Consider the following 25,278-nt stretch of genomic DNA (forward strand, 5'->3'; position numbering starts at 1 on the left):
GCATGCCGCAGGCCAACGTCGTCCACCTCCTGCAGCAGTGGGGGGAGGAGTCACCGCCCGCAGACCTCCGTATCGGCGGGGCGATGAAGCCCGGCGCCCGTGCCGTCCTCGCCGCGGTGCTGACGGTGGAGAGCGTGGTCACCTGCGTCCTGGTCTGGGTGCTGTGGACCGCTGAGACCCCGGGCTGGTGGTTCTCGCTCCTCTTCACTGTCTTCCTGGTCGGGATCAGCGTTGCGCTCTGGGCCGGCTACGCGTCGGCCATTCGAACCGGCAATGAGCGCGCGCTCGCGCAGTCCCAGTGGACGGAGTGGCTGGGCACAGCGCGCCCCACGGCGGGGACGGTTGTCGCCCGCGAGGTCTCGACGATCGAGGACGGCTCGGTGAGCAGCATCGACCTCACCGTCATGGCGGGCACTCAGCTGAGCGGGACGTGGCGCCGCCGCACCGACTCGGCCCGGATGCTGCTGCAGGCCCAGGTGCCGGGGGTGGGCGCCGCCGTCCGGGTGTGGAGCGCCGCCGGAGCACCGGCCAGCTGCCCTTCCGTGATCGAGGTGCTCGACCCGACCGTCGTGCAGGGAGCCGCGGGGCTCGAGAAGTACGCCGGCTAAGAGAACTCTCACGCCGCCCTCCGCCGGCAGCGGCGACAATGGGACCATGCGATCTGTGGGGACCTGGATAGTCGTGGGCATCGTCGGCGCAGCAGCGACCGTGCTCGCGGTGGTGCTCGTGAGCGGCGCCGGCATCGCCGATGAGGCGGGGCGTCCCCTCGACGTTCCCGCCGTCTCCGTGACCCCGGGGCCGTCGAGCACGCCGTCCCCGACCGCAGACGACTCGCCCGACGTGGTGGACGCCCCTCCGCCCGTGAGCGTCGACCTCGACGACCACGGCGGGGACAACGGCAACCGGGGCGGCAACGACGACAACTCAGGCAAGGGCGGCGGAGACGACGGCTGACTAAGAGCCCTCTCATCGTCCTCTCGTGCTGGCCTTAGAGCCTGTCGAGAGCCTGAGGGTGCGGTGGTTCCGCCGCACTGACGAAAGGCAGCTCATGTCACTCCTCACACCCCGCCGCTTCGCGGCAGCATCCGCGATCGTGCTCGCCGGCGTCCTCGGTGCCACCGGCGTCGCGTTCGCCCAGGCCGGCGGTGACGACCCGGTCGCCACGACCCCGAGCCCCCTCCCGAGCCCCAGCGTCACGCACACGGACGACCCGGCCACGCACGACGTCGGCGACGACCACGGCTCGGACGACCCCGCGACGCACGATGTGAATGACGACAACGGGAACGACGACCCGGCCACCCACGACATCGGCGACGACCACGGCGGAGACGTCTCCGGCAGTGACGACTCTGGCAGGGATGACAACAGCGGCCCGGGCAACTCCCACGGTGATGACGACCACGGTGGGTCGGACGACAACTCGGGCCACGGCAGCGACGACTGACGGTGCGGACGGGGTGCCGGGTCAGCGCAGCCGGTACCCCATCCCGCGCACGGTCTCGATGCGCTCGGCACCCAGCTTGGTGCGCAGGTAGCCCACGTAGACATCCACCACGTTCGAGCCTGGATCGAAGTCATAGCCCCACACCCGGCTCAGAAGTTGCTCGCGGCTCAGCACCCGGCCGGCGTGCCTGATGAGCTCCTCGGCCAGCGCGAACTCCCGGGCAGAGAGCTCGATCTCGCGCCCGTCGACCAGCGCCCGCCTGGTGTGCAGGTCGAGCTCGAGGTCCCCGGCGGCGAGCACGGTCTCCACCACCCGTCCGGCGTCGGCGAGGCGCAGCCGCACCCGCGCGAGCAGCTCGTCGAACCGGAAGGGCTTGGGCATGTAGTCGTTCGCCCCGCCCTCGAGGCTCGCGAGGGTGTCCGCCGCGGAGGTGCGCGCCGTCAGCACGATCACGGGTATCGTCACGCCCGCCGCGCGCAGCCTCCGCATCACCTCGTAGCCGTCGATGCCCGGCAGGCCGAGGTCGAGCACGAGCAGGTCGGCGTCTCCCGCGAGCGCGTGCTCCAGGGCATCCGGCCCCGTCGACACGACGATGGTCGTGAAGCCCGCCGCGCGCAGGCCCTTGTCGATGAAGGAGGAGATGCGCGCCTCATCCTCGGCGATCAGGATCCGGCTCACAGCGCCCCCTCGATGAACGGGATGTCGATAGTGAAGGTCGAGCCCTGGGCGGACGCGCTGCCGCCGTGGGCTGCCGCGATCGCTGCGACGATGGCGAGGCCGAGGCCGGAGCCCTGTGTGCCGCGCCCGCCGGACTGTCCACGGGCGAAGCGCTCGAAGACCTCGGTGGCGGCCGCCCCTTCCACGCCGGGGCCGTCGTCGGAGACGGTGAAGAGGAGCCGGGCATCCCGGAGCGAGCTGGCGATGCGGATCTCCCCGCCCGCCGGCCCGTGGGTCACAGCGTTCGTGGCGAGCTGCAGGAGCGCCTGGGTGAGCCGTTCCGGGTCCAGGACCGCGGTGACCTCGGCGGCGCGCGTGACGGTCCACGTGTGGCCGGCGGAGAGCGCTGCGGCCTTCAGCCGCACCGTCTGGGTGAGGGCGGCGATCGGGGCCGGCTCGGGGGAGATGCGCAGCGGGCGGTGCAGGTCGGAGAGCTCGGCGATGTCGCGCACGAGGCCCGACATGCGGTCGAGCTCGTCGAGCGCCAGGGCCTGCGTCGCAGCGACGTCGGCGGGATCATCCGGGCTCATGACCTCGAGGTGGCCGCGCACGATCGTGATCGGCGTCTTCAGCTCGTGCCCGACATCGTCGAGGAGCCTGCGCTGCCCCTGGAGCGCGCCGTCGAGCCGGTCGAGCATGTCGTTCACCGTTCCGGTGAGCTCGGACACGTCGTCGGTACCGACAACCTCGATGCGCTCGGACGGGTCGGAGGCCGTGATCCGCGCCGCGGTCTCGCGCAGCCGGCGGATCGGCGCGAGCAGCCGGCCCGCCACTGCCCAGCCCACTAGCCCCACCGCGAGCAGAGCGACGACCGCAACGACCGCGAACGTCGCGAACGCGTCGTTGAGGGGCGAGAGCTCGGCACCCAGGTCGGTCACCACCACGAACAGACCGGTGGATGACTCGCCCTCCACGGTCACGGGGATCGCCACGTAGCGCAGGGGAGCGCCGCCCACGACCGCGGTGCCCCGGACTACCTCGCCGCCGGATGTCTCGAGCGCCAGCCGGGCGACGAACGCCGCGTCCCGTTCCGGGTGCAGGAGCACCTCGCCGCCGGGCACCAGCGCCCGCGTGCCTCCCAGGAGCGCGAAGGTGCCCTCGCCGGGCGCGGGCCGCAGCCTCTGCACCAGGGCGGAGAGCGCACCCTCGAGATCTGGCGCCGCGGCATCCCTCGCGATGAATGCCGCATCGTCGACCGCGTCGCTGAGGCGCTCGTCGATCTGCACGAGGGTGCGCTCGCGCTGGATCGCGTAGGCGGCGCCGCCGGCGAGTGCCATGCCCACCGCTGCGAGCGCGAGCATCGTGGCGAGGATGCGCGCCCGCACCGAGCGCAGGGGTCGCCGGACTGTGCGCATGAGTTGATTATGCGTGCTGGGGCCGATCTGCCGGGTGAGAGTGTTCTTACCGGCCACAGGCGGGTTGAGCAGTGCGCGCTGGCGCGCGTATCGAAACCGATGGGTGATGCGAGGTTTCGATATGGCCGTGGGCGGCCTACTCAACCCACCTGGTTAACGAAAGAAGACGCCCTCGTAAGAGCGTCTTCATTCGTTTGTGCGCGAAGGGGGACTTGAACCCCCACGCCCTATACGGGCACTAGCACCTCAAGCTAGCGCGTCTGCCATTTCCGCCATCCGCGCGCAGTGGATTTCCTTCGCAGGAGCACCGAGGTAAGAGAATAGCACGCTGATAGCGTGGTCGAATGACGCAGCCGCAAGACCTCGAAGAGACTGCCCGCATCGCCCGCGATCTGATCCGGTTCGACACCACGAACTACGGGGAGGGGCGCTCGAACGGCGAGACCGAGGCCGCCGAGTATCTGGGCGCGATCCTCGAGGGGCTGGGCCTCAAGACCGAGTACGTGGATGCCGCGCCCGGCCGCACGAGCGTCATCGCCCGGGTCGAGGGTGCCGATCGGGGCAAGCCCGCGCTCGTCGTGCACGGCCACACGGACGTCGTGCCGGCAGATCCCGCGAACTGGACGGTCGACCCGTTCGAGGGCGTGGTCAAGGACGGCCTCCTGTGGGGCCGCGGCGCCGTCGATATGAAGAACATGGACGCCATGATCGTCACGTCACTGCAGGACATCCTGGGCGGCGGCGGGCAGCCCCAGCGGGACCTCATCGTGGCCTTCTTCTCGGACGAGGAGAACGGCGGCGTGTTCGGCGCCCACCACGTCGTCGACACGCGGCCGGACCTGTTCGAAGGGGCGGCGGAGGCGATCAGCGAGGTGGGCGGCTACTCGGTCCACCTCAACGGACGGCGCTCGTACCTGCTGCAGACCGGCGAGAAGGCCCTGGTCTGGATCAAGCTCGTGGCGCGGGGGACGGCCGCGCACGGCAGCCGTGTCATCCGGAACAACGCCGTCACCAAGCTGGCGCGGGCCGTCGCGACGATCGGCGAGCAGGAGTGGCCGGTACAGCTGACCGCCACCACGGAGCAGCTCGTCGCCGAGATCGCGGAGCTGATGGGCCTCGACGCACAGCGCACCGGGCCGGACGAGATCGTGCTGAGCACGGGGACCGCGGCCGGGTTCATCCAGGCGACTCTGCGCACGACGACGAACCCGACGCTGTTGAAGGCGGGCTACAAGCACAACGTGATCCCGGACGTCGCGGAGGCGCTCATCGACATCCGCACCCTCCCGGGCGACGAGGATGCCGTGCTCGCCCGCGTGCGCGAACTCGTCGGCGACGACATCGAGGTAGTGGTGCTGCACCGCGACATCGGACTGGAGAACACCTTCGACGGGCCGCTCGTCGACGCGATGGTCGGTGCACTGAAGTCCGCCGACCCGGGCGCCCCCGTGCTGCCGTACCTGCTCTCCGGGGGCACCGACAACAAGGCGCTCTCCCAGCTCGGCATCGCCGGGTACGGTTTCGCCCCGCTGCAGCTGCCCGCCGACCTCGACTTCCCGGGGATGTTCCACGGCGTTGACGAGCGCGTGCCGCTGGACGCATTAGTCTTTGGCAGGCGGGTTCTCGGAGACCTGCTCGCGAACTACTGACGGAGGGCCGCATGGGCTTTATCGAGGCGATCATCCTCGGTCTTATCCAGGGCCTCACGGAATTCCTGCCGATCTCGTCGAGCGCGCACCTGCGCATTGCCGGCACCTTCCTTCCGGGCGCGGTGGACCCCGGGGCGACGTTCACGGCGATCACGCAGATCGGCACGGAGCTGGCGGTGATCCTCTACTTCCGCAAGGACATCGCGCGCATCATCGGCCGCTGGTTCCGCCACTTCGGCACGAGCAAGGGCTCGCACGCCGTGGCGATCCCCAAGGACGACCCGGACGTGCGCCTGGGCTGGCTGATCATCATCGGCACCATCCCGATCGTGATCGTGGGCTTCCTCGCGCAAGACACGATCCGCAGCACCTTCCGCTCGCTGTGGATCATCGCGATCGTCCTCATCGTGTTCGGCATCATCCTGGGTCTGGCCGACTACCTCGGCAAGCGCACCAAGCCGATCGAGCAGCTGACCTTCCGCGACGGCATCCTCATCGGGCTCGCCCAGATCCTCGCCCTCGTGCCGGGCGTATCGCGCTCCGGCGCCACGATGTCGGCGGGGCTGGCGCTCGGCTATACCCGGCCGGCGGCGGCACGCTACGGATTCCTGCTCGCCATCCCCGCCGTGTTCGGCAGCGGCCTGTACGAGCTGGTGCACAGCTTCGGCGAGCCCCGGGGCGTGTACGGCTACCCGGAGACGCTTCTCGCCACGGTGGTCGCGTTCGGCGTCGGCTACGCCGTGATCGCGTTCCTCATGCGCTACATCGAGAAGCGCTCGTTCCTGCCGTTCGTCGTGTACCGGATCCTGCTCGGTGTCGCACTCATCGTGCTGCTCTCGCTGGGGATCATCCAGCCGCTCTAGGTACGCTGGACCCGTGAAGTCCTGGAACCGCCCCGAGGTTCCGCGCCTCCCCGGCCACGGCCCGCTGCCGCGGCTCTGGGACACCCCCTCGCAGGCGCTCATCGAGGCCCGCCCGGCCGCTATCGCGAACCTCTACGTCTGCGGCATCACGCCCTACGACGCCACCCACCTCGGCCACGCCGCGACCTACCTCGCCTACGACACCGTCCTGCGGCTGTGGCTGGACGCGGGCTATGACGTCACCTACGTGCAGAACATCACCGACGTCGACGACCCGCTGCTGGAGCGCGCGCGGGCCACCGGCGTCGACTGGCGCGACCTCGCCGCGGCGCAGATCGAGCTCTTCCGCGGCGACATGCAGAGCCTCTCGGTGATCCCGCCCGACCACTACCTCGCGGTCACCGAGCTGGTGCCGTCGATCGTGGGCGCGGTCGAGCGGCTGCTCCAGAGCGGCATCGGGTACCGGGTGGGCCGCGACGTGTACTTCGACAGCGCGGCCGCGGCCGCGGCATCCCCGTGGCATCTCGGCCAGGAGAGCCGCCTCGACCGCGACACGATGCTCGTCCTCTCCGCGGAGCGCGGAGGCGACCCCGACACCCCGGGCAAGCGCGACCCGCTCGACCCGGTGCTCTGGCGGGGCGAGCGCGAGGGCGAGCCCAGCTGGCCCGGCGGCGAGCTCGGGCCGGGCCGCCCGGGCTGGCACATCGAGTGCTCCGTCATCGCCCAGGACTACATGGACGTGCCGCTCACCGTCCAGGGCGGCGGTCGCGACCTCGTATTCCCGCACCACGAGTTCACGGCCGGCCACACGGCGGCGCTCACCGGCCGTGACCACTCGGCCGTCTACGCCCACGCCGGCCTCGTCGCCTACCGGGGCGAGAAGATGAGCAAGTCACTCGGCAACCTCGTCCTGGTGTCGGAGCTCACCGGCGCGGGCGTCGACCCCCGGGCCATCCGGCTCTCACTCCTCTCCCAGCACTACCGCGCCGACTGGGAGTGGACCGAGGCTCTGCTCGACGCCGGCGTGGCCCGCCTGGGCGCATGGTCCGAGTGGGCGCGGCGGCCGACGGCGGGCAAGCCGCTCCTCCAGGGCATTCGGGATGCCCTGGCGCACGACCTCGACGCGCCAGCCGCCCTCGCGCTCGTCGACGCAGCAGTGATGTCGGGCGCGGGACCGGCCAGGGGAGACCTCGCCGCGATCCAGGCCCTGCTCGGCATCCGGCTGGTCGAGTAGAGCGCTCTGGCGCTCGTATCGAAACCGGCTCAGACCACGCCCTGGTTTCGATACGAGCGCCAGAGCGCCCTACTCAACCCGCCCTACTCGGGCTTCGGCCGCCAGGGCTCGTCGCCCGCCGTGCCGTCACCGGGCTTGCCGTCCCCGCCGCGCCGCAAGTACCGCTCGAACTCCTGCGCGATGGCCTCGCCGCTCGCCTCAGGGGAGTCCACGGTGTCGCGGGCCTGCTCCAGCTGCTCGATGTAGGAGGCCATATCGTCGTCGTCCCCGGCGAGCGCGTCAATGCCGCTCTCCCACGCCTGCGCCTCGGTGACGAGGTCCCCACGGGGGATCACCACGTCGACGATCTCCTCGAGCTTGTCCAAGATCGCGAGGGTCGCCTTGGGGGAGGGGGCGTTGTGCACGTAGTGCGGCACGGAGGCCCAGATCGACATGGTCGTGATGCCGGCCTTCTCCGCGGCATCTCCCAGTACGGACAGAATTCCGACCGGGCCCTCGTAGCCGGAGCGCTCGATGCCGAGCTGCGCGCGGACGTCGGCGTTCTCACTGCTCGTGAAGACGGAGATGGGCCGCGAGTGCGGAACGTCGGCCAGCATGGCACCGAGGAAGACGATCGACGTGATCTCGTTCATCTCGATCACGTCGAGCACCTCGCGGGTGAAAGTCTTCCAGCCGCGGGAGGGCTCGGTGCCGAGGAGCAGGTAGATGTTCGAGCCGTTGTCCCCGCTCACGCGCAGCTCTGCGTCGTCGGCGAGCCCGGTCGCGGCCGCAGCGTTGGGGCGCGTTGGCCCGTAGATCGTGACCCCCGGCCAGATGATCTGGCGATCGCCGTTCTCGTCGGCGGCGACGGAGGGCCGGTTGAACTGGTAGTCGAAGTAGTCCTCGGGATCGACCTCGGCGATCGGGTAGAGGTCGAGCAGGTCCTTGAGGGTGCGGACGGCGCCACTTGCCGCCTCGCCCGCGTCGTTCCAGCCCTCGAAGGCGACCACGAGAAGTCTGCCGCTCGCGAACTGGTCTGCCACTGGTTCCCCTCACCGCCCGAGCCGTATGACCGGGCTGCTATCAAGGATAGAACTACGATGGTCGGTTGTGACCCCAACCCTCCCCGCCGCCGTCCTGTGGGACATGGACGGCACCCTCGTCAACACGGAGCCGTACTGGATCTCCGCCGAGACCGAGCTCATCGAGTCGTTCGGCGGCAGCTGGACGCACGAGGAGGCCCTGCAGCTGGTCGGCTCCGGCCTGTTCCAGTCGGCCACCATCATCAAGGCCAAGGGCGTAGACCTGCCCGAGCTGGAGATCATCGACATCCTCACGGACCGCGTGCTCCAGCAGCTCGTCGAGTTCGGCATCCCGTGGCGCCCGGGTGCTCGGGAGCTTCTGACGGAACTGCGCGCGGAGGGCATCCCGACCGCGCTCGTCACCATGTCGATCGGCCGCATGGCGCACCACATCGCCGACCGACTCGGCTTCGTCGGATTCGACGCGGTCGTCTCCGGCGATGACGTCGCCAACAGCAAGCCGCACCCCGAGTCCTACCTCCGCGGCGCTGAGCTGCTGGGAGTCGACCCCGCGCACTGCGTCGCCATCGAGGACTCCGAGCCGGGCATCCGCTCTGCAGCCGCCGCCGGCGCCGTCGTGATCGGCGTCCCGTTCATGGTCGACCTGCCCGAGGATGTCGCCCACGTGCTGTGGCCCACGCTCCACGGCCGGTCCGTCGCCGACCTCGCTGGGGCGTTCTCGGCCGTGGAGGCGCGGTGACTGCCCTGCGCCGCCAGAGCGGCCCCTTCCGCGTCGGCGACCGAGTGCAGCTCACCGGGCCGAAGGGCCGTCTCAACACGGTCACGCTCGAGGTGGGCGGCACGTTCCACACCCACCAGGGCGTGCTGAGCCACGACCTCATCATCGGTCAGCCGGATGCCTCGGTCGTCGTGTCGAGCAACGGTGTCGAGTACCTCGCCCTCCGCCCGCTCCTGACGGACTTCGTCATGTCGATGCCGCGCGGCGCAGCCATCATCTACCCGAAGGATGCCGCGCAGATCCTCGGGCAGGCCGACATCTTCCCCGGCGCGACAGTGGTCGAAGCAGGCGTGGGCTCCGGCGCGCTCTCGCTCTGGCTGCTGCGCGCGATCGGACCCGAGGGGCACCTCCACTCGTTCGAGCGCCGCGAGGAGTTCTCCGACGTCGCGAAGGGGAACGTCGCCACGTTCTTGGGCGCGACGCCCGACAACTGGACAGTCACCGTAGGCGACCTGCAGGAGGCCATGCCCGCGACGCTCGAGGCCGGGTCCGTCGACCGCATCGTGCTCGACATGCTCGCCCCGTGGGAGTGCATCGACGAGTGCGCCACCGCCCTCACGCCCGGGGGAGTGCTCATCTGCTACATCGCGACCGTGACCCAGCTGTCGCGCGTGGCCGAGGCGATCCGGGCATCCGGCCAGTTCACCGACCCCGAGCCGAGCGAGACGATGGTGCGCACCTGGCACGTCGAGGGTCTCGCCGTGCGCCCCGACCACCGGATGATCGGGCACACCGGATTCCTCATGACCGCTCGCCGCCTCGCCCCGGGTGCCGTGCTCCCCGCGCTGAAGCGCCGCGCCTCGAAATCCGACTACTCGGACGAGGATGTCGAGGCGTGGACGCCCGGCGCCGTCGGGGAGCGTGTCGCCAGCGACAAGCGCCTGCGCAAGATGGGCCGCGAGGCCAACGCGGCCGCAGCTGCCGCGCAGGGCGAGAGCCCTGCTGCCGGGTAGTATTTCCCGGTGTCCGTCTCCACGCAGTACCCATTCGAGAAGAGAGTTCCAGTGCGCAAGCTCGTCAGCGTCGTCCTGGCCGCCGGCCTTCTGGCTTCCCTTGCGGCGTGCACGTCGGCGCCCCAGGCCTTCTCCGGGTGCGACAACGGCACGAACGCCTCGCTCGTCACCGCCAAGGGGAAGTTCGGCGAGGACCCGAAAGCCGAGTTCCCCACGCCGCTCGTGTCCAAGAAGGCGCAGCTCGCAGTGGCAACCGCCGGCGACGGCGACAAGGTCACTGCTGACAGCGGCATCGATGTGACCGTGAGCATCTACGTCGGCGAGACCGGCGAGGCGCTGCCCACCCAGAGCGGCCCGATCACGGGAGTGAAGCTGCGCCTGTTCGTCACCCACGGAACATTCCCGTTCACCGAGGCGCTCGCGTGCGCGACCGAGGGCTCGCGCGTCGTCACCACGGGAACGGCCTCCGAGCTCTTCGGCCCTGACGCCCTCGGCATCGACTCCAAGGAGACCCTCGTGGTCGTCTCCGACATCCAGGACACGTTCCTGGGCAAGGCCAACGGCGCCGACCAGGTGCCCCAGGCCGGCTACCCCTCGGTGGCGCTCGCGCCCAACGGCCAGGCCGGCCTCACCTTCGCCGGGTCCGATGTGCCGAAGGGCCTCGGCGCCATCGCGCTCAAGCAGGGCAACGGCGCGACCGTGAAGAAGGGCGACGCCGTGATCGCCAACATCACCGGCGCGGTCTGGGGCGCCAAGACGACCTTCCTCTCCACGTGGGACAACAACGCGCCGACCACCGTGACGGCCGCCGACCTCGATGCGAGCGGCGCGGGCCTCGTCCCCGGTCTCGCCAAGGCTGTGATCGGCCAGAAGGTCGGCTCGCAGCTGCTCGTGGTCGTCTCGCCCGACGAGGGATTCGGCTCCGCGACTCTTCCCGCCGGGGTTACGGCGGGCGATACTCTGGTCTACGTCTTCGACATCCTGGGTATAGCCCAGTAACGCGAACAATCGACACTGGCCGGGTGTCCTGACCTTGGAAGATGAGGATTTCACTCGTGCCAGCAGAAGGTTCCGCCAGCAGGGTTCCCGTGGAGGAGAGGCTCTTCAGTCTCGTCCTCGCGCTACTGGCGACCGATTCGGGTCTCACCAAGAACGAGATCCTCTCCACTGTGCAGGGCTACAGCCAGAAGTTCTCGCACTCCGGCGACAACTCCAACCTTGAGCGCCAGTTCGAGCGCGACAAGGACGACATCCGCGAGCTCGGCGTGCCGCTGGAGACCATCGACAGCCCAGGGCAGGCCGGCAACAACCAGAACCTGCGCTACCGCATCCCGCGCGGCGCCTATGAGCTGCCCGCCGATATTGCGTTCTCACCGGAGGAGACCGCGCTTCTCAATCTCGCCGCCATGGTGTGGCGCGAGGGCTCGATCTCGGGGGAGTCGCGCCGGGCGATCATGAAGCTCCGGTCGCTCGGGGTCGCGACCGCCGAGCCCGTGCTCACCTACGCCCCGCGCGTGAGGGTGCGCGACGCGGCCTTCGAGCCCCTCGGCGCCGCGCTCGAGAAGCGGCAGTTCGTGCGGTTCGCCTACCTCAAGCCCGGCGACGCGGAGGCGAGCGTGCGCACCGTGGCACCTCTCGCGCTCGTGCAGCACCAGGGTCGCTGGCACCTGTACGCCGACGAGAACGGCACGAGCAAGACGTTCCTGCTGCGCCGCATCGTGAGCCAGGTCGCCACTCTCACCAAGACGTTCCCGCCACCCCCGGCCGACACGAAGGACCGAGCGCTCCTGGAGCTCGAGGACCTCTGGAACCGCAACACGGCGATCGTCGAAGTCGAGCCCGGTACGGATGCCGCGACCCGGCTGCGCCGACGGAGGGGCTCGAGCGTCGCGGCATCCGGAGCGCTCGAACTTCACTACTCCGACACGAACATCTTTGCGGACGAACTCGCGAGCTTCGGGCCCGAGGCGCTCGTGATCTCCCCGCCCGACCTGCGGGACGCCGTGCGCGCCCGCCTCGAGCGATCGGCGGCCGACCATGGCTGAGCGCGCCAAACCGCGGCAGGCACAGGACAAGCTCGCGTTCCTGCTGTCCCTGGTGCCGTACCTGATGGACCACGACCGCGTGAGCGTGCCGACGGCCGCGAAGCACTTCGGCGTGCCCGAGGAGCAGGTGCGGGAGGCCGTGCGCCTGATCGGCGTCTCGGGCATCCCGGGCGACACCGCCGCCTACCAGCACGGCGACCTGTTCGACATCGCGTGGGACGACTTCGAGGAGAACGACGAGATCGTCATTACCAACCTCGTCGCGATCGACGACTCGCCGCGGTTCTCTGCCCGTGAGGCCGCTGCCCTCATCGCGGGGCTGCAGTACCTGTCGGCGCTTCCCGAGAACGCCGACCGCGAAGCCATCGCCACCCTGACCGCGAAGCTCTCCCGAGGCGCCTCCGCCGAGCCGAGCCAGGTCGCCGTCGAGGCGTCGGAGGCCGATGACACACTCGCCCTCGCACGCGAGTCGGTGACGAAGGGCGTGCAGCTCTCCTTCGACTACCTCAACTCGCAGGGCCAGGCCGAGCGCCGCAGGGTCGACCCGCTGCGCGTGGAGTCCGTCGACGCCGACTGGTACCTCCGGGGCTGGGACCACCTCCGCGAGGCGGTGCGCACCTTCCGGCTCGACCGCATCTCGAACCCCGAGGTCACCGCCGAGCCGATCACGCACGGCGCGACCGACGTCTCACTGCCCGACAAGCTCTTCGAGGGCTCGGTCGACGATCTCATCGTGACTATCGACATCGCACCGGGCGCCGCCCCGCTGCTCGCGGACTACATCCCTGAGAACGCGGAGACCGTCGAGCACGACGGCCGCCTGCGCACCACGGTGCGGGTCTCGCACTACCACGGCCTAAAACGGCTCGTGGCGAGCATGGCCGGCGTCGCCACCGTCGTCGGGCCGCCGGAAGCCCGCGCGGTGGTGGCCGAGTGGGCAGCGGCCGGTGCCGCGCGGTACCGCTCATGATCCAGTGGTGGGGCTGGCTGCTCATCTGGACGGGTCTCGTGCTCGCCCTCCTCGCCACAGTGGCGCTCCTGCTGTGGTGGCTGTTCCGGAAGGCGATGAGGCTCCTCGACGACGTGGGCGAGCTCGCGCAGACCGCAGAGCTGCTCGACATCGACGAGGCAGAACTGCCGAAGCCCGCGATCGCCGTTCTGGCGGACCTTCGCGACATCCGCGCACGCGAGGAGGCGCGGAAGCAGCACCGCGCCCAGCGCCGCAGCGAGCGGCACCGGCGCCGAATGGAGCGCGCCCGCCGCATCACCTCCGTCGATGCTGCGAAAGTGCCGTGGCCCGCCGACTGGTACCGCTGACGGTTATCATGGGACAGCAGCACTAGTCATCACCGAGCAGGGAGTACACGATGGGCATCTTCGGCAACGCATTCGGCTGGCCGCACCTCATCGCCATCCTCGTCATCGTCGTGCTGCTGTTCGGCGCGCCCAAGCTCCCCGGTCTCGCCAAGAGCATCGGCCAGTCGATGCGCATCTTCCGCGGCGAGATGAAGACGATGAAGGACGAGAACGGCAAGGATGTCCCCGCTCCGGCCGACCCCGCTGACAGCACCGCCGACAGCGACACCTCCGCCAAGCCGAAGCCGTAGCCTCCATGGCCACCCGTAGCGGCCGGTGGCGCACGAAAGGCGACCAGCGCATGTCGCTGGGCGACCACCTGCGTGAGCTGCGCAAGCGCCTGTTCATCTCCGCGATCGCGATCATCGTGGCGGCAGTCGTCGCCTTCGTGAACTGGGGCTGGGTCGCCGAGCTCCTGGGGCTCCCGTTCAAGCTCTCCAGTCTCACCGGCTTCGTGCAGAACGGCATGCGCGTGCCGATCACCCAGCTCGCAGAGAACCACAACGCCACAATCAGCTACACGACGGTGTCGAGCTCATTCGACTTGACCGTGCAGATCGGCCTCACCATTGCGATCCTGATCGCGAGCCCAGTGTGGCTGTTCCAGATCTTCGCCTTCCTCGTGCCTGGCCTCACCGGCAAGGAGAAGCGCTATACCTTCGGCTTCTTCTTCTCAGCGGTCCCGCTGTTCCTCGCCGGCGGTCTCGTCGGCTGGCTGCTGTTCCCCCACATGGTCGAACTGCTTGCGTCGTTCACGCCCAGTGAGGACGCGATCCTGCTCGACGCGCGGTACTACTACGACTTCATCATCAAGCTCGTGCTCGCCGTGGGAGTGGGCTTCGTCCTTCCCGTCTTCCTCGTGCTCCTCAACTTCGTCGGGGTGCTGAGCGCGAAGGCGATCCTGAAGGGCTGGCGGGTCGCGATCCTCGTGATCACCCTGTTCTGCGCGATCGCCACACCGGCCGTGGATGTCGCGTCGATGTTCCTCCTGGCCATCCCGATGGTCGCCCTCTACTTCGCGGCAGTTCTCGTCGCGACGATCCACGACCGCGCGGCCGCCCGCCGCCTCGCTCGCATCGAGTCGGAGAGCCTGCCGGTGACACCGCTGTGACCAGCCAGCTGACCCCCGCCGAGCGGTTCGCGGCGGCGAAGAAGCGCAACGGGCATCCCTTGCTCGAGGCATTCCGCGCGCGTCAGAAGTTCGACCTTGACAGCTATCAGCTCGCCGCTTGCGAGGTCGTGGAGGAGGGCAAGAGCGTACTGGTCGCTGCCCCCACGGGAGCTGGCAAGACGATCATCGCCGAGTTCGCGATCTACCGGGCCATGCAGCAGCAGTCGGACAAGGTGTTCTACACCGCGCCCATGAAGGCTCTGAGCAACCAGAAGTTCCAGGAGCTGCAGGCCGAGTACGGCGAGGAGAGCGTCGGCCTCCTGACCGGCGACACCAACATCAACTCGCACGCGCGCATCGTGGTCATGACCACCGAGGTGCTGCGCAACATGCTCTACGCCGACTCCGACCTGCTGCGCGACCTCGCCGTCGTCGTGATGGACGAGGTGCACTTCCTCGCCGACCGGTTCCGCGGGGCAGTGTGGGAAGAGGTCATCATCCACCTGCCCGCCCACGTGACGATGGTGTCGCTCAGCGCCACCGTCTCCAACGCGGAGGAGTTCGGCGACTGGCTTCAGGCGGTGCGCGGTGACACCGAGGTCATCGTGTCCGAGGAGCGGCCAGTCCCGCTCGACCAGCACATCCTCATGCGCGGCAAGCTCATCGACCTGTTCGACTCCTCGGGCCTCGTCGCGACTCACCGGGTGAATCCCGAGCTCGTGCAGATGGCGCGCTACGGCGGCCGTACGATCAGCTCCCGGCAGATGCAGGACGTCGGGCGGCGCCACTCGAAGGGCGGGCGGCCGGATGTCGCGCGCGTCGAGCGTCCCGAGGTCGTCAAGCTCCTGGACAGCAAGAACCTGCTGCCCGCGATCTTCTTCATCTTCAGCCGGGTGGGGTGCGACCAGGCCGTTGCCAAGGTGCTGCGCTCGGGCATCCGGCTGACGACGCCCGCGGAGCGCGACGAGATCCGCGCGATCGTGGAGGAGCGCTGCCGCACTCTGCTCGACGAGGACCTGGCCGTGCTCGGCTACTGGGACTGGCTCACCGGTCTCGAGCGTGGCGTGGCCGCCCATCACGCCGGCCTGCTGCCCGCGTTCAAGGAAGTTGTCGAGGAGCTCTTCCAGAAGAAGCTGGTCAAGGTCGTGTTCGCAACCGAGACGCTCGCCCTGGGCATCAACATGCCCGCCCGCACCGTCGTGCTCGAGAAGCTCGAGAAGTTCAACGGCGAAGCCCGCGTGCCCATCACGCCGGGGGAGTACACGCAGCTCACCGGCCGTGCCGGCCGACGCGGGATCGACGTGGAGGGCCACTCGGTGATCCAGTGGACGGACGGGCTCGACCCGCAGGCCGTCGCCTCCCTCGCGAGCCGCCGGACCTACCCGCTCAACTCGAGCTTCAAGCCGACGTACAACATGGCCGTCAACCTCATCGAGCAGTTCGGGCGCGAGCGCACGCGCGAGATCCTGGAATCGAGCTTCGCGCAGTTCCAGGCCGACCGCGCCGTCGTGGACCTCGCGCGCAAGGTGCGGTCGCAGCAGCAGTCGCTCGAGGGCTACGCGAACTCGATGAAATGCCATCTCGGGGACTTCCAGGAGTACTCGAGCATCCGGCGCGAGCTCACCGACCTCGAGCGCAAGGGCATCTCGAACACCGCATCGCGGGCCGAGCGCGACCGCCGTCAGCGCCAGCTCACCGATCTGCGCCGGCGCCTCAAACAGCACCCCTGCCATGCCTGCCCCGAGCGCGAGTCGCACGCGCGCTGGGCAGAGCGCTACTGGAAGCTCAAGCGCGAGACCGACCAGCTGACCGCGCAGATCCGCACGCGCACGGGTGCTGTGGCGAAGATCTTCGACCGCGTGACCGACGTGCTGGTGCAGCTCGGCTATCTGCGGGTTGAGCCTGTCGAGTCGGACAAGGCGGGTGACCTCACCCTCAATGCGAGCGGCCGGATGCTGCGGCGCATCTACGGCGAACGAGACCTCCTGGTCGCCGAATCGCTCCGCCGCGGGTTCTGGGACGAGCTGGACCCGGCGTCCCTCGCCGCCATGGCCACCACCCTCGTGTACGAGCCCCGCCGCGAGGAGGGGCAGCTCGGCGACCGCCACCTCCCGCGCGGGCGATTCCGCGACGCCTTCGACAAGACCGGCACGCTGTGGAGCGAGCTCGACGATCTCGAGCGCCTCCACAAGCTCCCGGGGAGCCAGCCCCTCGCGGGCGGACTCGCCCTCGCGATGTACCGCTGGGCGAGCGGCACCGGTCTGGACGCAGTGCTGCAGGAGGCCGACATGGCGGCGGGCGACTTCGTCCGCGTGACCAAGCAGGTCATCGACCTGCTCGACCAGCTCTCGGTGGTCGCCGACGGAGAGGTGGGCCGTACGGCGCGGAAGGCGCTCGACTCGATCCGTCGCGGGATCGTCGCGTACTCGAGCGTCGCATGAGCGGGTTGAGTAGGCCGTCCGCGGCCGTATCGAAACCCGGTGGGTTGAGTAGGCGCTCCAGCGCCGTATCGAAACCCGGTGGGTTGAGTAGGCGCTCCAGCGCCGTATCGAAACCTGACCGTGCGCTGCCGGTTTCGATACGCGCGCCAGAGCGCGCTACTCAACCCGCACTCCCTCTCTGGGCTGCGCTCATCGTCGCCGCTGCCTCGGGCCCGGTGATGGATGCCGCGTTCCCCGACCTCGGCATCTGGCCGCTCGCGTTCCCCGCAGCCGCCATGGTGCTCGTCTCACTCATCGGGCGCCGCGCGGGCAGCGCCTTCCTCGTCGCCTTCGTCGCGGGACTCTCGTTCTACCTGCTCCACATCCAATGGGCCTCGCTGTTCCTCGGGCTGCTGCCGATGACCGCCCTCGCGTTCCTGGAGTCCCTCTTCGTCGGGCTCGGCGGCATCGCGATCGCCCTCGCGTACCGCTGGATGCCGCTCGCGTGGCCGACCGCCCTCGGCCGCCTGGCACTGCTCCCGATTGCGATCGCCGGGCTGTGGACCGCCCGCGAGGCGTGGTCTGCGGTCTGGCCGTACGGCGGCTTCTCGTGGGGGCGCCTCGCGATGTCGCAGTCCGACAGCCCGCTCGCCTCGCTCTTCCCGTGGCTCGGCATCTCGGGCACGAGCTTCGTCATGGTGCTGCTCGCCGCAGCATCCGTCGAGGCAGTGCGATATGCCGGTATTCCCCGGCTAGTCCGGGCGACCGCCGTCGTGGCCCTCGGCGTCGTCCTCGTCGGCCTGCCGGCCTGGCCGACCGCGACCGACGGCACGATGCGCGTCGCCGCGGCCCAGGGCAATGCCAAGGCGGGGTACTTCGACGGCTCTACCGCGAACGAGCTGCTGCAGGCCCAGTACGACGCGACGGCGCCCCTGTTCGGGCAGAAGAACATCGACGTCGTGCTGTGGCCGGAGGGCACCACCTACGCCGACCCGCTCACCGACGAGTACACGGGCCAGGTCTTCGACTACGTCTCCGAGAAGATGGATGCCCCGCTCATCGCGCAGGGCGTGACCCACCGCAACGGGGTGTACTACAACACCGCCGTGCTCTGGCAGGCGGGGGAGGGCGCGCTCGACCTCTACGACAAGAAGCACCCGGTGCCGTTCGGCGAGTACATCCCCGACCGTGCCTTCTGGCGCCCCTTCGCCCCGGACCTGATCGACCTCATCCAGCGCGAGTACACGCCGGGCACTACGGACAACGTCTTCGACGTGAACGGCGTCACGGTCGGCATCAACATCTGCTTCGACATCGTGGACGACCAGATCCTCACCGAGTCGGTGGAGGAGGGCGCGCAGGTCATCTTCGCGTCGTCGAACAACGCGGACTTCGGCCACACCGATGAGAGCGCCCAGCAGCTCGCGATCGCCCGCATCAGGGCGATGGAGCTCGGCCGCAGCGTCGTGAACATCTCCACCGTCGGCCTGAGCGCGGTGATCGCGCCGGACGGCTCGATCGTGCAGCAGCTGCCGTGGTACTCGGTGGGCACCATGGTGCAGGACGTCGCGCTCAGCACGGCCATCACGCCCGCAGTGCTCGTCGGCCGCCAGCTGGAGTGGCTCGTCTCCGGACTCGGGCTCGCGAGCATCGTCATTGCCGGCTTCACCAGCAGGAAGAAGCGGCGTGGCACCCTCTGAACCAGCGCAGGTCCTCGTCATCGTCCCGACCTACAACGAGATCGAGAGCCTCGAGCTCATCATCGGGCGACTGCGGCAGGCGGTGCCCACCGCCGACCTCCTCGTGGTCGACGATGCGAGCCCGGACGGCACGGGGGAGCTCGCCGACCGTCTCGCCGCCTCGGACGGCCACATCGCCGTGCTGCACCGCGCGGGCAAGGAGGGCCTCGGGCGGGCCTATCTCGCCGGATTCGCGGAGGCGATCTCCGGCGGGTACCACTACGCGGTCGAGATCGACGCGGACGGCTCGCACGACCCGGCAGAGCTACCGGCGATGATTGCTCTCGCACAGGGCGGAGCCGATCTCGTGATCGGGTCGCGCTGGGTGAAGGGCGGCGCGGTGCGCAATTGGCCCTGGCTCAGGCAGGCGGTCTCTCGGGCGGGCAACGCCTACTCGCGGTGGGTGCTGCGCTCGGGCATCCGGGACATCACCGCCGGTTTCCGCGTCTACCGGGTGTCCGCGCTCAAGGAGCTCGAGTTCGCCGAGGTCTCGTCACAGGGCTACTGCTTCCAGGTCGAGCTGGCGTGGCGGCTCGAGCGCTCCGGTAACCGGGTACAAGAACACCCCATCACCTTCGTGGAGAGGGCGACGGGGCGTTCGAAGATGCACGTGGGCATCGTGGTTGAGGCGCTGTTCAGGGTCACCGCCTGGGGGGTGGCGGCGGCCCTGAAACTCTGAGCACCGAGCGCTAGGCTCCGATCTTCTGCTGGCCCTTGCGGCTGCGCAGGAAATCGAGCCGCTCCTGGAGCAGCTCCTCAAGCTCGGCGCGCGTGCGGCGCTCGAGCAGCATGTCCCAGTGGCTGCGGGGAACCTTGGTCTCGGTCTCGTCCAGGACGGTCAGCTCGCCATCGCTGTCGAGGAGGATGCCCTCCTGGCCGGTCTTGGGAGACTCCCACTGCTGGGGAACCTCTGCGTCGGCCGCGAAGACCACCTCGAAGGTGGTGCCGTCGGCGGCGCGGTACGTGCTCTTCTTCCGCGGGGAGAACTCCACGCCCACTTCGCTCTGTAAGCTCTGCGTGCCCAGCCTCATCCCGCGCAAACTCCGGTCTGCCATTGTGTGGCCTCCTTCTCATGCGGTCGTTACAGGTATAAACCCACAAGCTGGGCATATCCTTTCAAGCCCGCGCCCGTTCACAGACGGTTCACAGGATTCACTCGGATTGAAAAGCGCCTAGGAGCGCGACCGAACCACCTCGAGCGCGAGGTCGGCGCGGTCGGTGACGATGCCGTCGACCCCGAGATCGAGCAGCTCGTTCATGCGCGCGGGGTCGTTGACGGTCCAGATGTGCACCTCGACGCCCGCGTCGTGGAGGCGCCGGATCATCCGGGCCGAAGTGATGCGCAGGCCGATCGCCTTCTCGGGCACCTGGACCGCGACCAGCCCGCGCAGCGCCCGGCGAAGGACGGGGGAGAGGCCCGCCTTGCCCGCGAGAAGCGCGACCAGGAACAGCCGCGCGGACGACGACGAGACCACCCCGGGCAGTCCCTTGAGCACCGCGCGCCGCCGGCCCTCGTCGAACGACGAGACGAGGACGCGCTGGGATGCCCGGGCCGCGAGCACGGCGGCGATCGTGGGGTCGACGGCCGCACGCGACTTCACGTCGATGTTGAACCGGGTGTCGGGAAATCCGTCGAGCGCCTCGGCGAGCGAGCAGAACGTCTGGTCGTCACCGAGGTCGATGCGGCGAAGCTCGGCGAAGGTCAGCTGGTCGATCCGCACGTCACGGCCCGCGACCCGCTTGAGATCGGGATCGTGCGCGATGACGGCGATGCCGTCCGCACTGGCGTGCACATCAGTCTCGACGTAGATCGCTCCCGCTGCGACCGCCTTGGCGAACGCGAGCATGGTGTTCTCCGGCGCCTCGAGCGCGAGGCCCCGGTGTGCGAACACGCGGGGCCTCGCGGGGGAGAGGTAGTTCTCCGCCGGAGTCCTACTTGGCGGTCGGCGCCTTACCACCGGCGGCTCCGCCCAGGAATCCCGCACTGATGCCCTTGAGGGCCTCGGTGAGCTCGGAGGGGATGATCCACATCTTGTTGGAGTCGCCCTCCGCGAGCTTCGGCAGCGTCTGGAGGTACTGGTAGGCCAGCAGATCGGCCGACGGGCCGCCCGCGTGGATGGCGCCGAAGACGGTCGTGATGGCCTCAGCCTCACCCTGGGCCCGGAGGACCTGGGCCTTCGCGTCACCCTCGGCCTCGAGAATGCTCGCCTGGCGGGAGCCCTCGGCCTGCAGGATCGCGGCCTGCTTGGTTCCCTCGGCCGTCAGGATCTGCGCGCGGCGGTCACGCTCGGCGCGCATCTGCTTCTCCATCGAGTCCTGGATCGAGAGGGGCGGGTCGATCGCCTTGAGCTCGACGCGTCCAACACGGATGCCCCACTTGCCGGTCGCCTCATCGAGCACGATGCGCAGCTGGCCGTTGATGTTGTCGCGCGAGGTCAGCGCCTCTTCGAGGTTGAGGCCACCGACGACGTTACGGAGCGTGGTCGTGGTCAGCTGCTCGACTGCGCCGAGGTAGTTCGCGATCTCGTAGGTCGCGGCACGGGCATCCGTGACCTGGAAGTAGACGACCGTGTCGATGGAGACGACGAGGTTGTCCTCGGTGATCACCGGCTGGGGCGGGAAGGAGACCACCTGCTCGCGCATGTCGATGAGCGGCCGCACCCGGTCGATGAACGGGACCAGGATGTTCAGGCCGGGCATGAGCGTCTTGTGGTACTTGCCCAGCCGCTCGACCACCCCCGCGTTCGCCTGGGGGATGATCCGGATCGACCGGAAGAGCACCACCAGCACGAAGATCGCGATGATCGCGAGCAGGATGACGAGGAAGATCTGGCCGATGAGTTGGCCTGAGTCGGTCACGTATCTGTCCTTTCAGCGGGAACGACCACGGCGGTCGCCCCTTCGATTGCGGTGACGACGACGCGCTCACCCTCGACGAGGGTGCGGTCGGCGCCAGTGAGTCGTGCGGTCCACGTCTCGCCATTGGCGAGCTTCACGTGGCTGGCGTTGCCCGAGAAGTCGTTGGTGACGGTTCCCGCGAGCCCGAGCAGGGCATCCACATTGCTCAGTGCTGGGTCGCCGCCCTTCTTGAGCGAGCGAAGAAGTGCAGGTCGCAGCGCGAAGAGGAGAAGGACAGAGAGGAGGCCCGCGACGATGATCTGCACCCACCACGGCGCCCCGAGGACACCGGAGAGAAGGCCGCCGAGGCTGCCGATCGCCAGCATGAGGAAGGTGAACTCGAGGGTGGTGAGCTCGATGATGCCGAATACGAGGATCAGCGCGATCCAGACGATCCATGCATAGGAGACCAGGAAATCCAGGATCATGATCGGCACCTCTCGTGTGTCGGTTCTTCGTCAAAACTACACCCCAGCGGCGCGCTTGGTAGGGTCGTTGTTCGTGAGCAACCCCCTGGCACCTGGTTCCCTGTCCGGCCTCCGAGCACTCGTCACGGGCTCGTCCCGCGGCATCGGCGCCGACACCATCACCTACTTCGCGGAGGCCGGCGCGCGCGTCGTCGTCAACTACCGCAACAAGGAGGCCCGGGCGCTGAAGCTCGTGGCCGCGCTCGAGGAGAAGGGCGCCGAGGCGATCGCCGTGGGCGCCGACCTCACCGACCCGGCAGACGTCGAGCGGCTCGTCGACACCATCAAGGCGAGCTACGGCGGCCTCGACATCCTCGTCCTCAACGCCTCGGGCGGCATGGAGAGCGGCATGGCCGAGGACTACGCGATGAAGCTCAACCGCGACGCCCAGGTCGAGTTCCTGAGCGCAATGCTGCCCCTGCTGCACGACGGCTCGCGCATCGTCTTCGTCACCAGCCACCAGGCGCACTTCATCAAGACCGTCGAGACCATGCCGGAGTACCTCCCGGTCGCGCTGAGCAAGCGGGCGGGCGAGGATGCCCTGCGCGACCTCATCCCGATGCTCGACGACAACGGCATCGGCTTCGTGGTCGTCTCGGGCGACATGATCGAGGGCACGATCACGGCGACTCTCCTGCAGCGCGCCAACCCCGGCGCGATCGAGGCTCGCAAGGAGGCCGCCGGCCGCCTGTACAACGTGAGCGAGTTCGCCGCGGAGGTCGCGCTGGCCGCGGTCGAGCCGATACCCGAGAACCACACCCGCTACGTCGGCGACGTCTCAGACTTCCTCCAGGCCTAAGCGATGAAGTCGGGGGACATCGAGGCGCTCACAACCCTTTCGCGCCCGACGATCGCGCCCGACGGCTCCCGCGCGGTCGTGAGCGCGTCGCATCCGTCAATCGACGCCGACGGGAATGTCGGCCAGCTCTGGTCGGTGCCTCTCGACGGCTCACCGGCCCGCAGGCTCACGCGGGGGCGCAGCGACAGCTCGCCGATGTTCAGCCCGGATGGCAGCGCGATCGCGTTCATCCGCGGAGACAAGGGCGCCGCGCCGCAGCTGTTCGCCGTGGATGCGGCCGGCGGCGAGCCGGTCAAGCTCACGGACGCGAAGCTCGGGGTTGAGTCGTTCTCCTGGTCGCCCGACTCCTCGCGCATCGCCTACACGGCGCCCGTTCCCGAGCAGGGCCGGTACGGCACGGTCGAGGGTATCGCCCCCGGCTCCGAGCCCGGACGGCACATCACCAACCTCGTCTACAAGTACAACGGAACGGGGTACATCGGCGACCAGCGCACGCAGGTCTTCACCGTCCGAGTTCCCGCCCTCGACGCCGAGCCCGCCTATGTCGCGGCCCCGCTGCCCGACGGCACCACGCCCGAGGCCGTCCTGGTGCCGGAGAGCATCCAGCTCACCGCGGGCGACTTCTCCTGGTACGCGCCGCGATACCTGGGCGATCGCGTCGCCGCACTCTCCGCGCGCCACGAGGGCCGTGACCGGGACCTGCTCAACCAGCTGTGGACGGTCGCCGAGGGGGAGGAGCCGCAATCGCTCACCGACCTCGGCACGATCGAGATCGGCACGTTCGACAGCACAGTAGACGGAACGGTCTACCTTCTCGCCCACGAGCTCGGTGAGACGGGCGTGGACTTCGTCGGCCGCAACGGCGCCGTCTACCGGCTGGACGGCCGAACCCCGGTGCGCCTGACCGACCCCGAGACGAGCGACTTCGGGGGAGCGCTGCTGACGTTCGCGGGGGAGCGGGTCCTGGTACCGGGAATCGAGCGCGGTCGTGAGCACCTGTACGAGGTGCTCGGGTCCGGCGGCCTGCGGGCGCTCACGTCGGGCGATGTCGAGGTCACCGGCGCCGCGGCATCCGGCGACCGCATTGTCGTCTCGTACCAGTCGCCGACGAGCTTCGGGGATGTCGCGGTGGTCGACGACGGCGCGCTCACCCCGCTCACGGACTTCTCAGCCGACCTGCGCACCCGCGGCATCGTCGAGCCCGCCGAGCTCACGGTGACCGGACGGGACGGGTACCCCGTGCACGGCTGGGTCGCGCGCCCGGAGGGCGACGGCAAGCACCCGACGCTGCTCATGATCCACGGCGGGCCGTACACGCAGTACGGCGTGCACGTCTTCGACGAGACGCAGGTCTACGTCGACGCGGGCTACGCCGTCGTGTACTGCAACCCGCGGGGGAGCTCGGGGTACGGACAGGCGCACGGCAGCGCCATCCGCGAGGACATGGGCGGGCTCGACATGCACGACGTGCTCGACTTCCTCGACGGGGCCCTCGCGGCCCACGACGACCTGGATGGCGACCGGCTCGGCATCCTCGGCGGCTCCTACGGCGGCTATCTCACCGCCTGGACCATCGCGCACGACCACCGCTTCAAGGCCGCCATCGTCGAGCGCGGCTACCTCGACCCGTCGTCGTTCATCGGGTCGTCAGACATCGGCGCGACCTTCCCACAGCAGTACAACGGCACCGACCGCGAGCTGCAGCGCCGGCAGAGCCCGCAGGAAGTCGCGCACCTCGTTACGACGCCGACGTTCGTCATCCACTCGGAACAGGACCTGCGCTGCCCGCTCGCGCAGGCGGAGACGTACTACGCGACGCTCAAGCTGCAGGGGGTGGATGCCGAGCTCCTGATCTTCCCCGGCGAGAACCACGAGCTCAGCCGAGCGGGTCGTCCGCGCCATCGCGTGCAGCGGTTCGACGCGATCATCGAGTGGTTCGGGCGGTACCTGTGACCGTCAACCGGCTCACGAGCCGCGTGCTGCTGCTCGACCGCGACAACCGGGTGCTGCTGTTCCTCACCAAGGCCCCCGACACGAGCGGCGTCGCCCGCTGGCTGACGCCAGGCGGGGGAGTGGACGCGGGGGAGACCCACCACGAGGCGGCACTGCGCGAGCTCGAGGAGGAGACCGGCCTCGTTCTGGAGAGCGTGGGGGAGCCGGTCTGGTCGCACGACTTCGTTGTCGAGTGGGATTCCGCGGACCACGACACCGGCCACGCCGAGTTCTACACCGCCACGGTCGACGCGTTCGAGCCGTCCGACGCCCACTGGACCGACGAGGAGCGCGTGGACGTGCTGGCGCACAAGTGGTGGACCCTCTCGGAGCTCATTGCGACCGATGAAGCGTACGAGCCCCCTGAGCTCGTCAACCTCGTCCGGAGACAGTTACCGTCCTGTTAGCTCGCGAGTCGGATTCTTCCGCCAGT

27 protein-coding genes and 1 tRNA gene are annotated in these 25,278 nt (G+C 69.2%); 20 read left to right on the forward strand and 8 right to left on the reverse strand.

What is annotated here, in order from left to right:
* Positions 1 to 2: 2 nt before the first annotated feature.
* The 3 genes from AC1RTC_RS04220 (at position 3) to AC1RTC_RS04230 (ending at position 1,447) form a co-directional block, all read left to right on the forward strand.
* On the forward strand, positions 3 to 608 hold the full coding sequence (locus tag AC1RTC_RS04220; protein WP_493154200.1) for a hypothetical protein: 606 nt from the start codon (positions 3 to 5) through the stop codon (positions 606 to 608).
* Between the two features lie 46 nt (positions 609 to 654).
* On the forward strand, positions 655 to 954 hold the full coding sequence (locus AC1RTC_RS04225) for a hypothetical protein (protein WP_493154201.1): 300 nt from the start codon (positions 655 to 657) through the stop codon (positions 952 to 954).
* 94 nt (positions 955 to 1,048) lie between these two features.
* The gene (locus AC1RTC_RS04230; RefSeq protein WP_493154202.1) at positions 1,049 to 1,447 is read left to right on the forward strand and encodes a hypothetical protein; all 399 of its coding nucleotides are present in this window, start codon (positions 1,049 to 1,051) and stop codon (positions 1,445 to 1,447) included.
* A gap of 21 nt (positions 1,448 to 1,468) precedes the next feature.
* Here the strand turns inward: AC1RTC_RS04230 and AC1RTC_RS04235 are convergent, their stop codons facing one another.
* The 3 genes from AC1RTC_RS04235 to AC1RTC_RS04245 all read right to left on the reverse strand — a co-directional run bounded on the left by AC1RTC_RS04235 (position 1,469) and on the right by AC1RTC_RS04245 (position 3,801).
* Positions 1,469 to 2,125 carry a response regulator transcription factor gene (locus AC1RTC_RS04235; RefSeq protein WP_493154203.1) on the reverse strand — a complete coding sequence of 219 codons (657 nt, stop codon included), beginning with the start codon at positions 2,123 to 2,125 and terminating at the stop codon, positions 1,469 to 1,471.
* The gene (locus AC1RTC_RS04240) at positions 2,122 to 3,519 is read right to left on the reverse strand and encodes a sensor histidine kinase (protein WP_493154204.1); all 1,398 of its coding nucleotides are present in this window, start codon (positions 3,517 to 3,519) and stop codon (positions 2,122 to 2,124) included. Before AC1RTC_RS04240 ends, AC1RTC_RS04235 begins: the two co-directional genes overlap by 4 nt.
* Before the next feature lie 197 nt (positions 3,520 to 3,716).
* Positions 3,717 to 3,801 (reverse strand) — tRNA-Leu (locus tag AC1RTC_RS04245).
* 62 nt (positions 3,802 to 3,863) lie between these two features.
* Between AC1RTC_RS04245 and AC1RTC_RS04250 the strand changes: the two genes are divergently transcribed.
* Genes AC1RTC_RS04250 through mshC form a run of 3 tightly spaced genes read left to right on the forward strand, consistent with a single transcriptional unit; the run spans position 3,864 to position 7,265 of the window.
* Entirely contained in the window at positions 3,864 to 5,168 is a 1,305-nt protein-coding gene (locus tag AC1RTC_RS04250) for a M20/M25/M40 family metallo-hydrolase (protein WP_493154205.1), read from the forward strand.
* 11 nt (positions 5,169 to 5,179) lie between these two features.
* Positions 5,180 to 6,031 (forward strand): undecaprenyl-diphosphate phosphatase, encoded by an 852-nt coding sequence (locus AC1RTC_RS04255; RefSeq protein ID WP_493154206.1) that lies wholly within the window; start codon positions 5,180 to 5,182, stop codon positions 6,029 to 6,031.
* Between the two features lie 13 nt (positions 6,032 to 6,044).
* Complete coding sequence (mshC, locus tag AC1RTC_RS04260) at positions 6,045 to 7,265, forward strand: cysteine--1-D-myo-inosityl 2-amino-2-deoxy-alpha-D-glucopyranoside ligase (protein WP_493154207.1); 1,221 nt, start codon at positions 6,045 to 6,047, stop codon at positions 7,263 to 7,265.
* An 83-nt stretch (positions 7,266 to 7,348) separates the two neighbouring features.
* On the opposite strand, the gene AC1RTC_RS04265 is transcribed toward mshC, so the two are convergent.
* Positions 7,349 to 8,287, reverse strand: a complete 939-nt coding sequence (locus AC1RTC_RS04265; protein ID WP_493154208.1) for a PAC2 family protein — start codon at positions 8,285 to 8,287, stop codon at positions 7,349 to 7,351.
* A 67-nt stretch (positions 8,288 to 8,354) separates the two neighbouring features.
* Here AC1RTC_RS04265 and AC1RTC_RS04270 point away from each other — a divergent pair, with 67 nt between their 5' ends.
* From AC1RTC_RS04270 to AC1RTC_RS04320, 11 genes are all read left to right on the forward strand, one after another.
* A complete protein-coding gene (locus tag AC1RTC_RS04270) occupies positions 8,355 to 9,026 on the forward strand; it encodes an HAD family hydrolase (protein WP_493154209.1) in 672 nt (223 codons plus the stop codon).
* On the forward strand, positions 9,023 to 10,018 hold the full coding sequence (locus AC1RTC_RS04275) for a tRNA (adenine-N1)-methyltransferase (protein ID WP_493154210.1): 996 nt from the start codon (positions 9,023 to 9,025) through the stop codon (positions 10,016 to 10,018). The genes AC1RTC_RS04270 and AC1RTC_RS04275 overlap by 4 nt, the downstream gene beginning before the upstream one ends.
* A 51-nt stretch (positions 10,019 to 10,069) precedes the next feature.
* Positions 10,070 to 11,017, forward strand: coding sequence for an FKBP-type peptidyl-prolyl cis-trans isomerase (locus AC1RTC_RS04280; protein ID WP_493154211.1), 948 nt, complete (start codon positions 10,070 to 10,072; stop codon positions 11,015 to 11,017).
* Positions 11,018 to 11,073: 56 nt separating this feature from the next.
* Positions 11,074 to 12,063: a helix-turn-helix transcriptional regulator gene (locus tag AC1RTC_RS04285; protein WP_493154212.1), complete on the forward strand. Its 990-nt coding sequence runs from the start codon at positions 11,074 to 11,076 to the stop codon at positions 12,061 to 12,063.
* Entirely contained in the window at positions 12,056 to 13,033 is a 978-nt protein-coding gene (locus tag AC1RTC_RS04290; RefSeq protein ID WP_493154213.1) for a helix-turn-helix transcriptional regulator, read from the forward strand. The genes AC1RTC_RS04285 and AC1RTC_RS04290 overlap by 8 nt, the downstream gene beginning before the upstream one ends.
* Entirely contained in the window at positions 13,030 to 13,380 is a 351-nt protein-coding gene (locus AC1RTC_RS04295; RefSeq protein WP_493154214.1) for a hypothetical protein, read from the forward strand. The genes AC1RTC_RS04290 and AC1RTC_RS04295 overlap by 4 nt, the downstream gene beginning before the upstream one ends.
* Before the next feature lie 50 nt (positions 13,381 to 13,430).
* The gene (tatA, locus tag AC1RTC_RS04300; protein WP_493154215.1) at positions 13,431 to 13,670 is read left to right on the forward strand and encodes a twin-arginine translocase TatA/TatE family subunit; all 240 of its coding nucleotides are present in this window, start codon (positions 13,431 to 13,433) and stop codon (positions 13,668 to 13,670) included.
* A gap of 5 nt (positions 13,671 to 13,675) precedes the next feature.
* Positions 13,676 to 14,530 carry a twin-arginine translocase subunit TatC gene (gene tatC, locus AC1RTC_RS04305; RefSeq protein ID WP_493154216.1) on the forward strand — a complete coding sequence of 285 codons (855 nt, stop codon included), beginning with the start codon at positions 13,676 to 13,678 and terminating at the stop codon, positions 14,528 to 14,530.
* Positions 14,527 to 16,971, forward strand: a complete 2,445-nt coding sequence (locus tag AC1RTC_RS04310) for a DEAD/DEAH box helicase (protein WP_493154217.1) — start codon at positions 14,527 to 14,529, stop codon at positions 16,969 to 16,971. The genes tatC and AC1RTC_RS04310 overlap by 4 nt, the downstream gene beginning before the upstream one ends.
* Positions 16,972 to 17,189: 218 nt before the next feature.
* Complete coding sequence (lnt, locus tag AC1RTC_RS04315) at positions 17,190 to 18,650, forward strand: apolipoprotein N-acyltransferase (RefSeq protein ID WP_493154218.1); 1,461 nt, start codon at positions 17,190 to 17,192, stop codon at positions 18,648 to 18,650.
* On the forward strand, positions 18,637 to 19,368 hold the full coding sequence (locus tag AC1RTC_RS04320; RefSeq protein ID WP_493154219.1) for a polyprenol monophosphomannose synthase: 732 nt from the start codon (positions 18,637 to 18,639) through the stop codon (positions 19,366 to 19,368). The genes lnt and AC1RTC_RS04320 overlap by 14 nt, the downstream gene beginning before the upstream one ends.
* Before the next feature lie 10 nt (positions 19,369 to 19,378).
* Here AC1RTC_RS04320 and AC1RTC_RS04325 read toward each other — a convergent pair whose 3' ends face one another.
* From AC1RTC_RS04325 to AC1RTC_RS04340, 4 genes are all read right to left on the reverse strand, one after another.
* On the reverse strand, positions 19,379 to 19,744 hold the full coding sequence (locus AC1RTC_RS04325; protein WP_493154220.1) for an RNA polymerase-binding protein RbpA: 366 nt from the start codon (positions 19,742 to 19,744) through the stop codon (positions 19,379 to 19,381).
* Between the two features lie 117 nt (positions 19,745 to 19,861).
* Positions 19,862 to 20,581: a glycerophosphodiester phosphodiesterase family protein gene (locus AC1RTC_RS04330; RefSeq protein ID WP_493154221.1), complete on the reverse strand. Its 720-nt coding sequence runs from the start codon at positions 20,579 to 20,581 to the stop codon at positions 19,862 to 19,864.
* A gap of 40 nt (positions 20,582 to 20,621) precedes the next feature.
* Complete coding sequence (locus AC1RTC_RS04335) at positions 20,622 to 21,548, reverse strand: SPFH domain-containing protein (protein ID WP_493154222.1); 927 nt, start codon at positions 21,546 to 21,548, stop codon at positions 20,622 to 20,624.
* The gene (locus tag AC1RTC_RS04340; protein ID WP_493154223.1) at positions 21,545 to 22,015 is read right to left on the reverse strand and encodes an NfeD family protein; all 471 of its coding nucleotides are present in this window, start codon (positions 22,013 to 22,015) and stop codon (positions 21,545 to 21,547) included. Before AC1RTC_RS04340 ends, AC1RTC_RS04335 begins: the two co-directional genes overlap by 4 nt.
* A 73-nt stretch (positions 22,016 to 22,088) precedes the next feature.
* Here AC1RTC_RS04340 and AC1RTC_RS04345 point away from each other — a divergent pair, with 73 nt between their 5' ends.
* Genes AC1RTC_RS04345 through AC1RTC_RS04355 form a run of 3 tightly spaced genes read left to right on the forward strand, consistent with a single transcriptional unit; the run spans position 22,089 to position 25,252 of the window.
* Positions 22,089 to 22,853, forward strand: coding sequence for an SDR family oxidoreductase (locus tag AC1RTC_RS04345; RefSeq protein ID WP_493154224.1), 765 nt, complete (start codon positions 22,089 to 22,091; stop codon positions 22,851 to 22,853).
* A gap of 3 nt (positions 22,854 to 22,856) precedes the next feature.
* Positions 22,857 to 24,806, forward strand: coding sequence for a S9 family peptidase (locus AC1RTC_RS04350; RefSeq protein ID WP_493154225.1), 1,950 nt, complete (start codon positions 22,857 to 22,859; stop codon positions 24,804 to 24,806).
* Positions 24,803 to 25,252, forward strand: coding sequence for an NUDIX hydrolase (locus AC1RTC_RS04355; protein WP_493154226.1), 450 nt, complete (start codon positions 24,803 to 24,805; stop codon positions 25,250 to 25,252). Before AC1RTC_RS04350 ends, AC1RTC_RS04355 begins: the two co-directional genes overlap by 4 nt.
* The last annotated feature ends 26 nt before the right edge of the window (positions 25,253 to 25,278 follow it).

The organism is Rhodoglobus sp. GW821-FHT12B09 (assembly GCF_058809925.1).

Excerpts from the sequence above, each read along its gene's own strand:
- AC1RTC_RS04220 (WP_493154200.1), top strand. The coding sequence starts at position 3 with ATGCCGCAGGCCAACGTCGTCCACCTCCTGCAGCAGTGGGGGGAGGAG.
- AC1RTC_RS04225 (WP_493154201.1), top strand. The coding sequence starts at position 655 with ATGCGATCTGTGGGGACCTGGATAGTCGTGGGCATCGTCGGCGCAGCA.
- AC1RTC_RS04230 (WP_493154202.1), top strand. The coding sequence starts at position 1,049 with ATGTCACTCCTCACACCCCGCCGCTTCGCGGCAGCATCCGCGATCGTG.
- AC1RTC_RS04240 (WP_493154204.1), bottom strand. The coding sequence starts at position 3,519 with ATGCGCACAGTCCGGCGACCCCTGCGCTCGGTGCGGGCGCGCATCCTC.
- AC1RTC_RS04250 (WP_493154205.1), top strand. The coding sequence starts at position 3,864 with ATGACGCAGCCGCAAGACCTCGAAGAGACTGCCCGCATCGCCCGCGAT.
- AC1RTC_RS04255 (WP_493154206.1), top strand. The coding sequence starts at position 5,180 with ATGGGCTTTATCGAGGCGATCATCCTCGGTCTTATCCAGGGCCTCACG.
- AC1RTC_RS04290 (WP_493154213.1), top strand. The coding sequence starts at position 12,056 with ATGGCTGAGCGCGCCAAACCGCGGCAGGCACAGGACAAGCTCGCGTTC.
- AC1RTC_RS04295 (WP_493154214.1), top strand. The coding sequence starts at position 13,030 with ATGATCCAGTGGTGGGGCTGGCTGCTCATCTGGACGGGTCTCGTGCTC.
- tatA (WP_493154215.1), top strand. The coding sequence starts at position 13,431 with ATGGGCATCTTCGGCAACGCATTCGGCTGGCCGCACCTCATCGCCATC.
- tatC (WP_493154216.1), top strand. The coding sequence starts at position 13,676 with ATGGCCACCCGTAGCGGCCGGTGGCGCACGAAAGGCGACCAGCGCATG.
- lnt (WP_493154218.1), top strand. The coding sequence starts at position 17,190 with ATGGATGCCGCGTTCCCCGACCTCGGCATCTGGCCGCTCGCGTTCCCC.
- AC1RTC_RS04325 (WP_493154220.1), bottom strand. The coding sequence starts at position 19,744 with ATGGCAGACCGGAGTTTGCGCGGGATGAGGCTGGGCACGCAGAGCTTA.
- AC1RTC_RS04340 (WP_493154223.1), bottom strand. The coding sequence starts at position 22,015 with ATGATCCTGGATTTCCTGGTCTCCTATGCATGGATCGTCTGGATCGCG.
- AC1RTC_RS04350 (WP_493154225.1), top strand. The coding sequence starts at position 22,857 with ATGAAGTCGGGGGACATCGAGGCGCTCACAACCCTTTCGCGCCCGACG.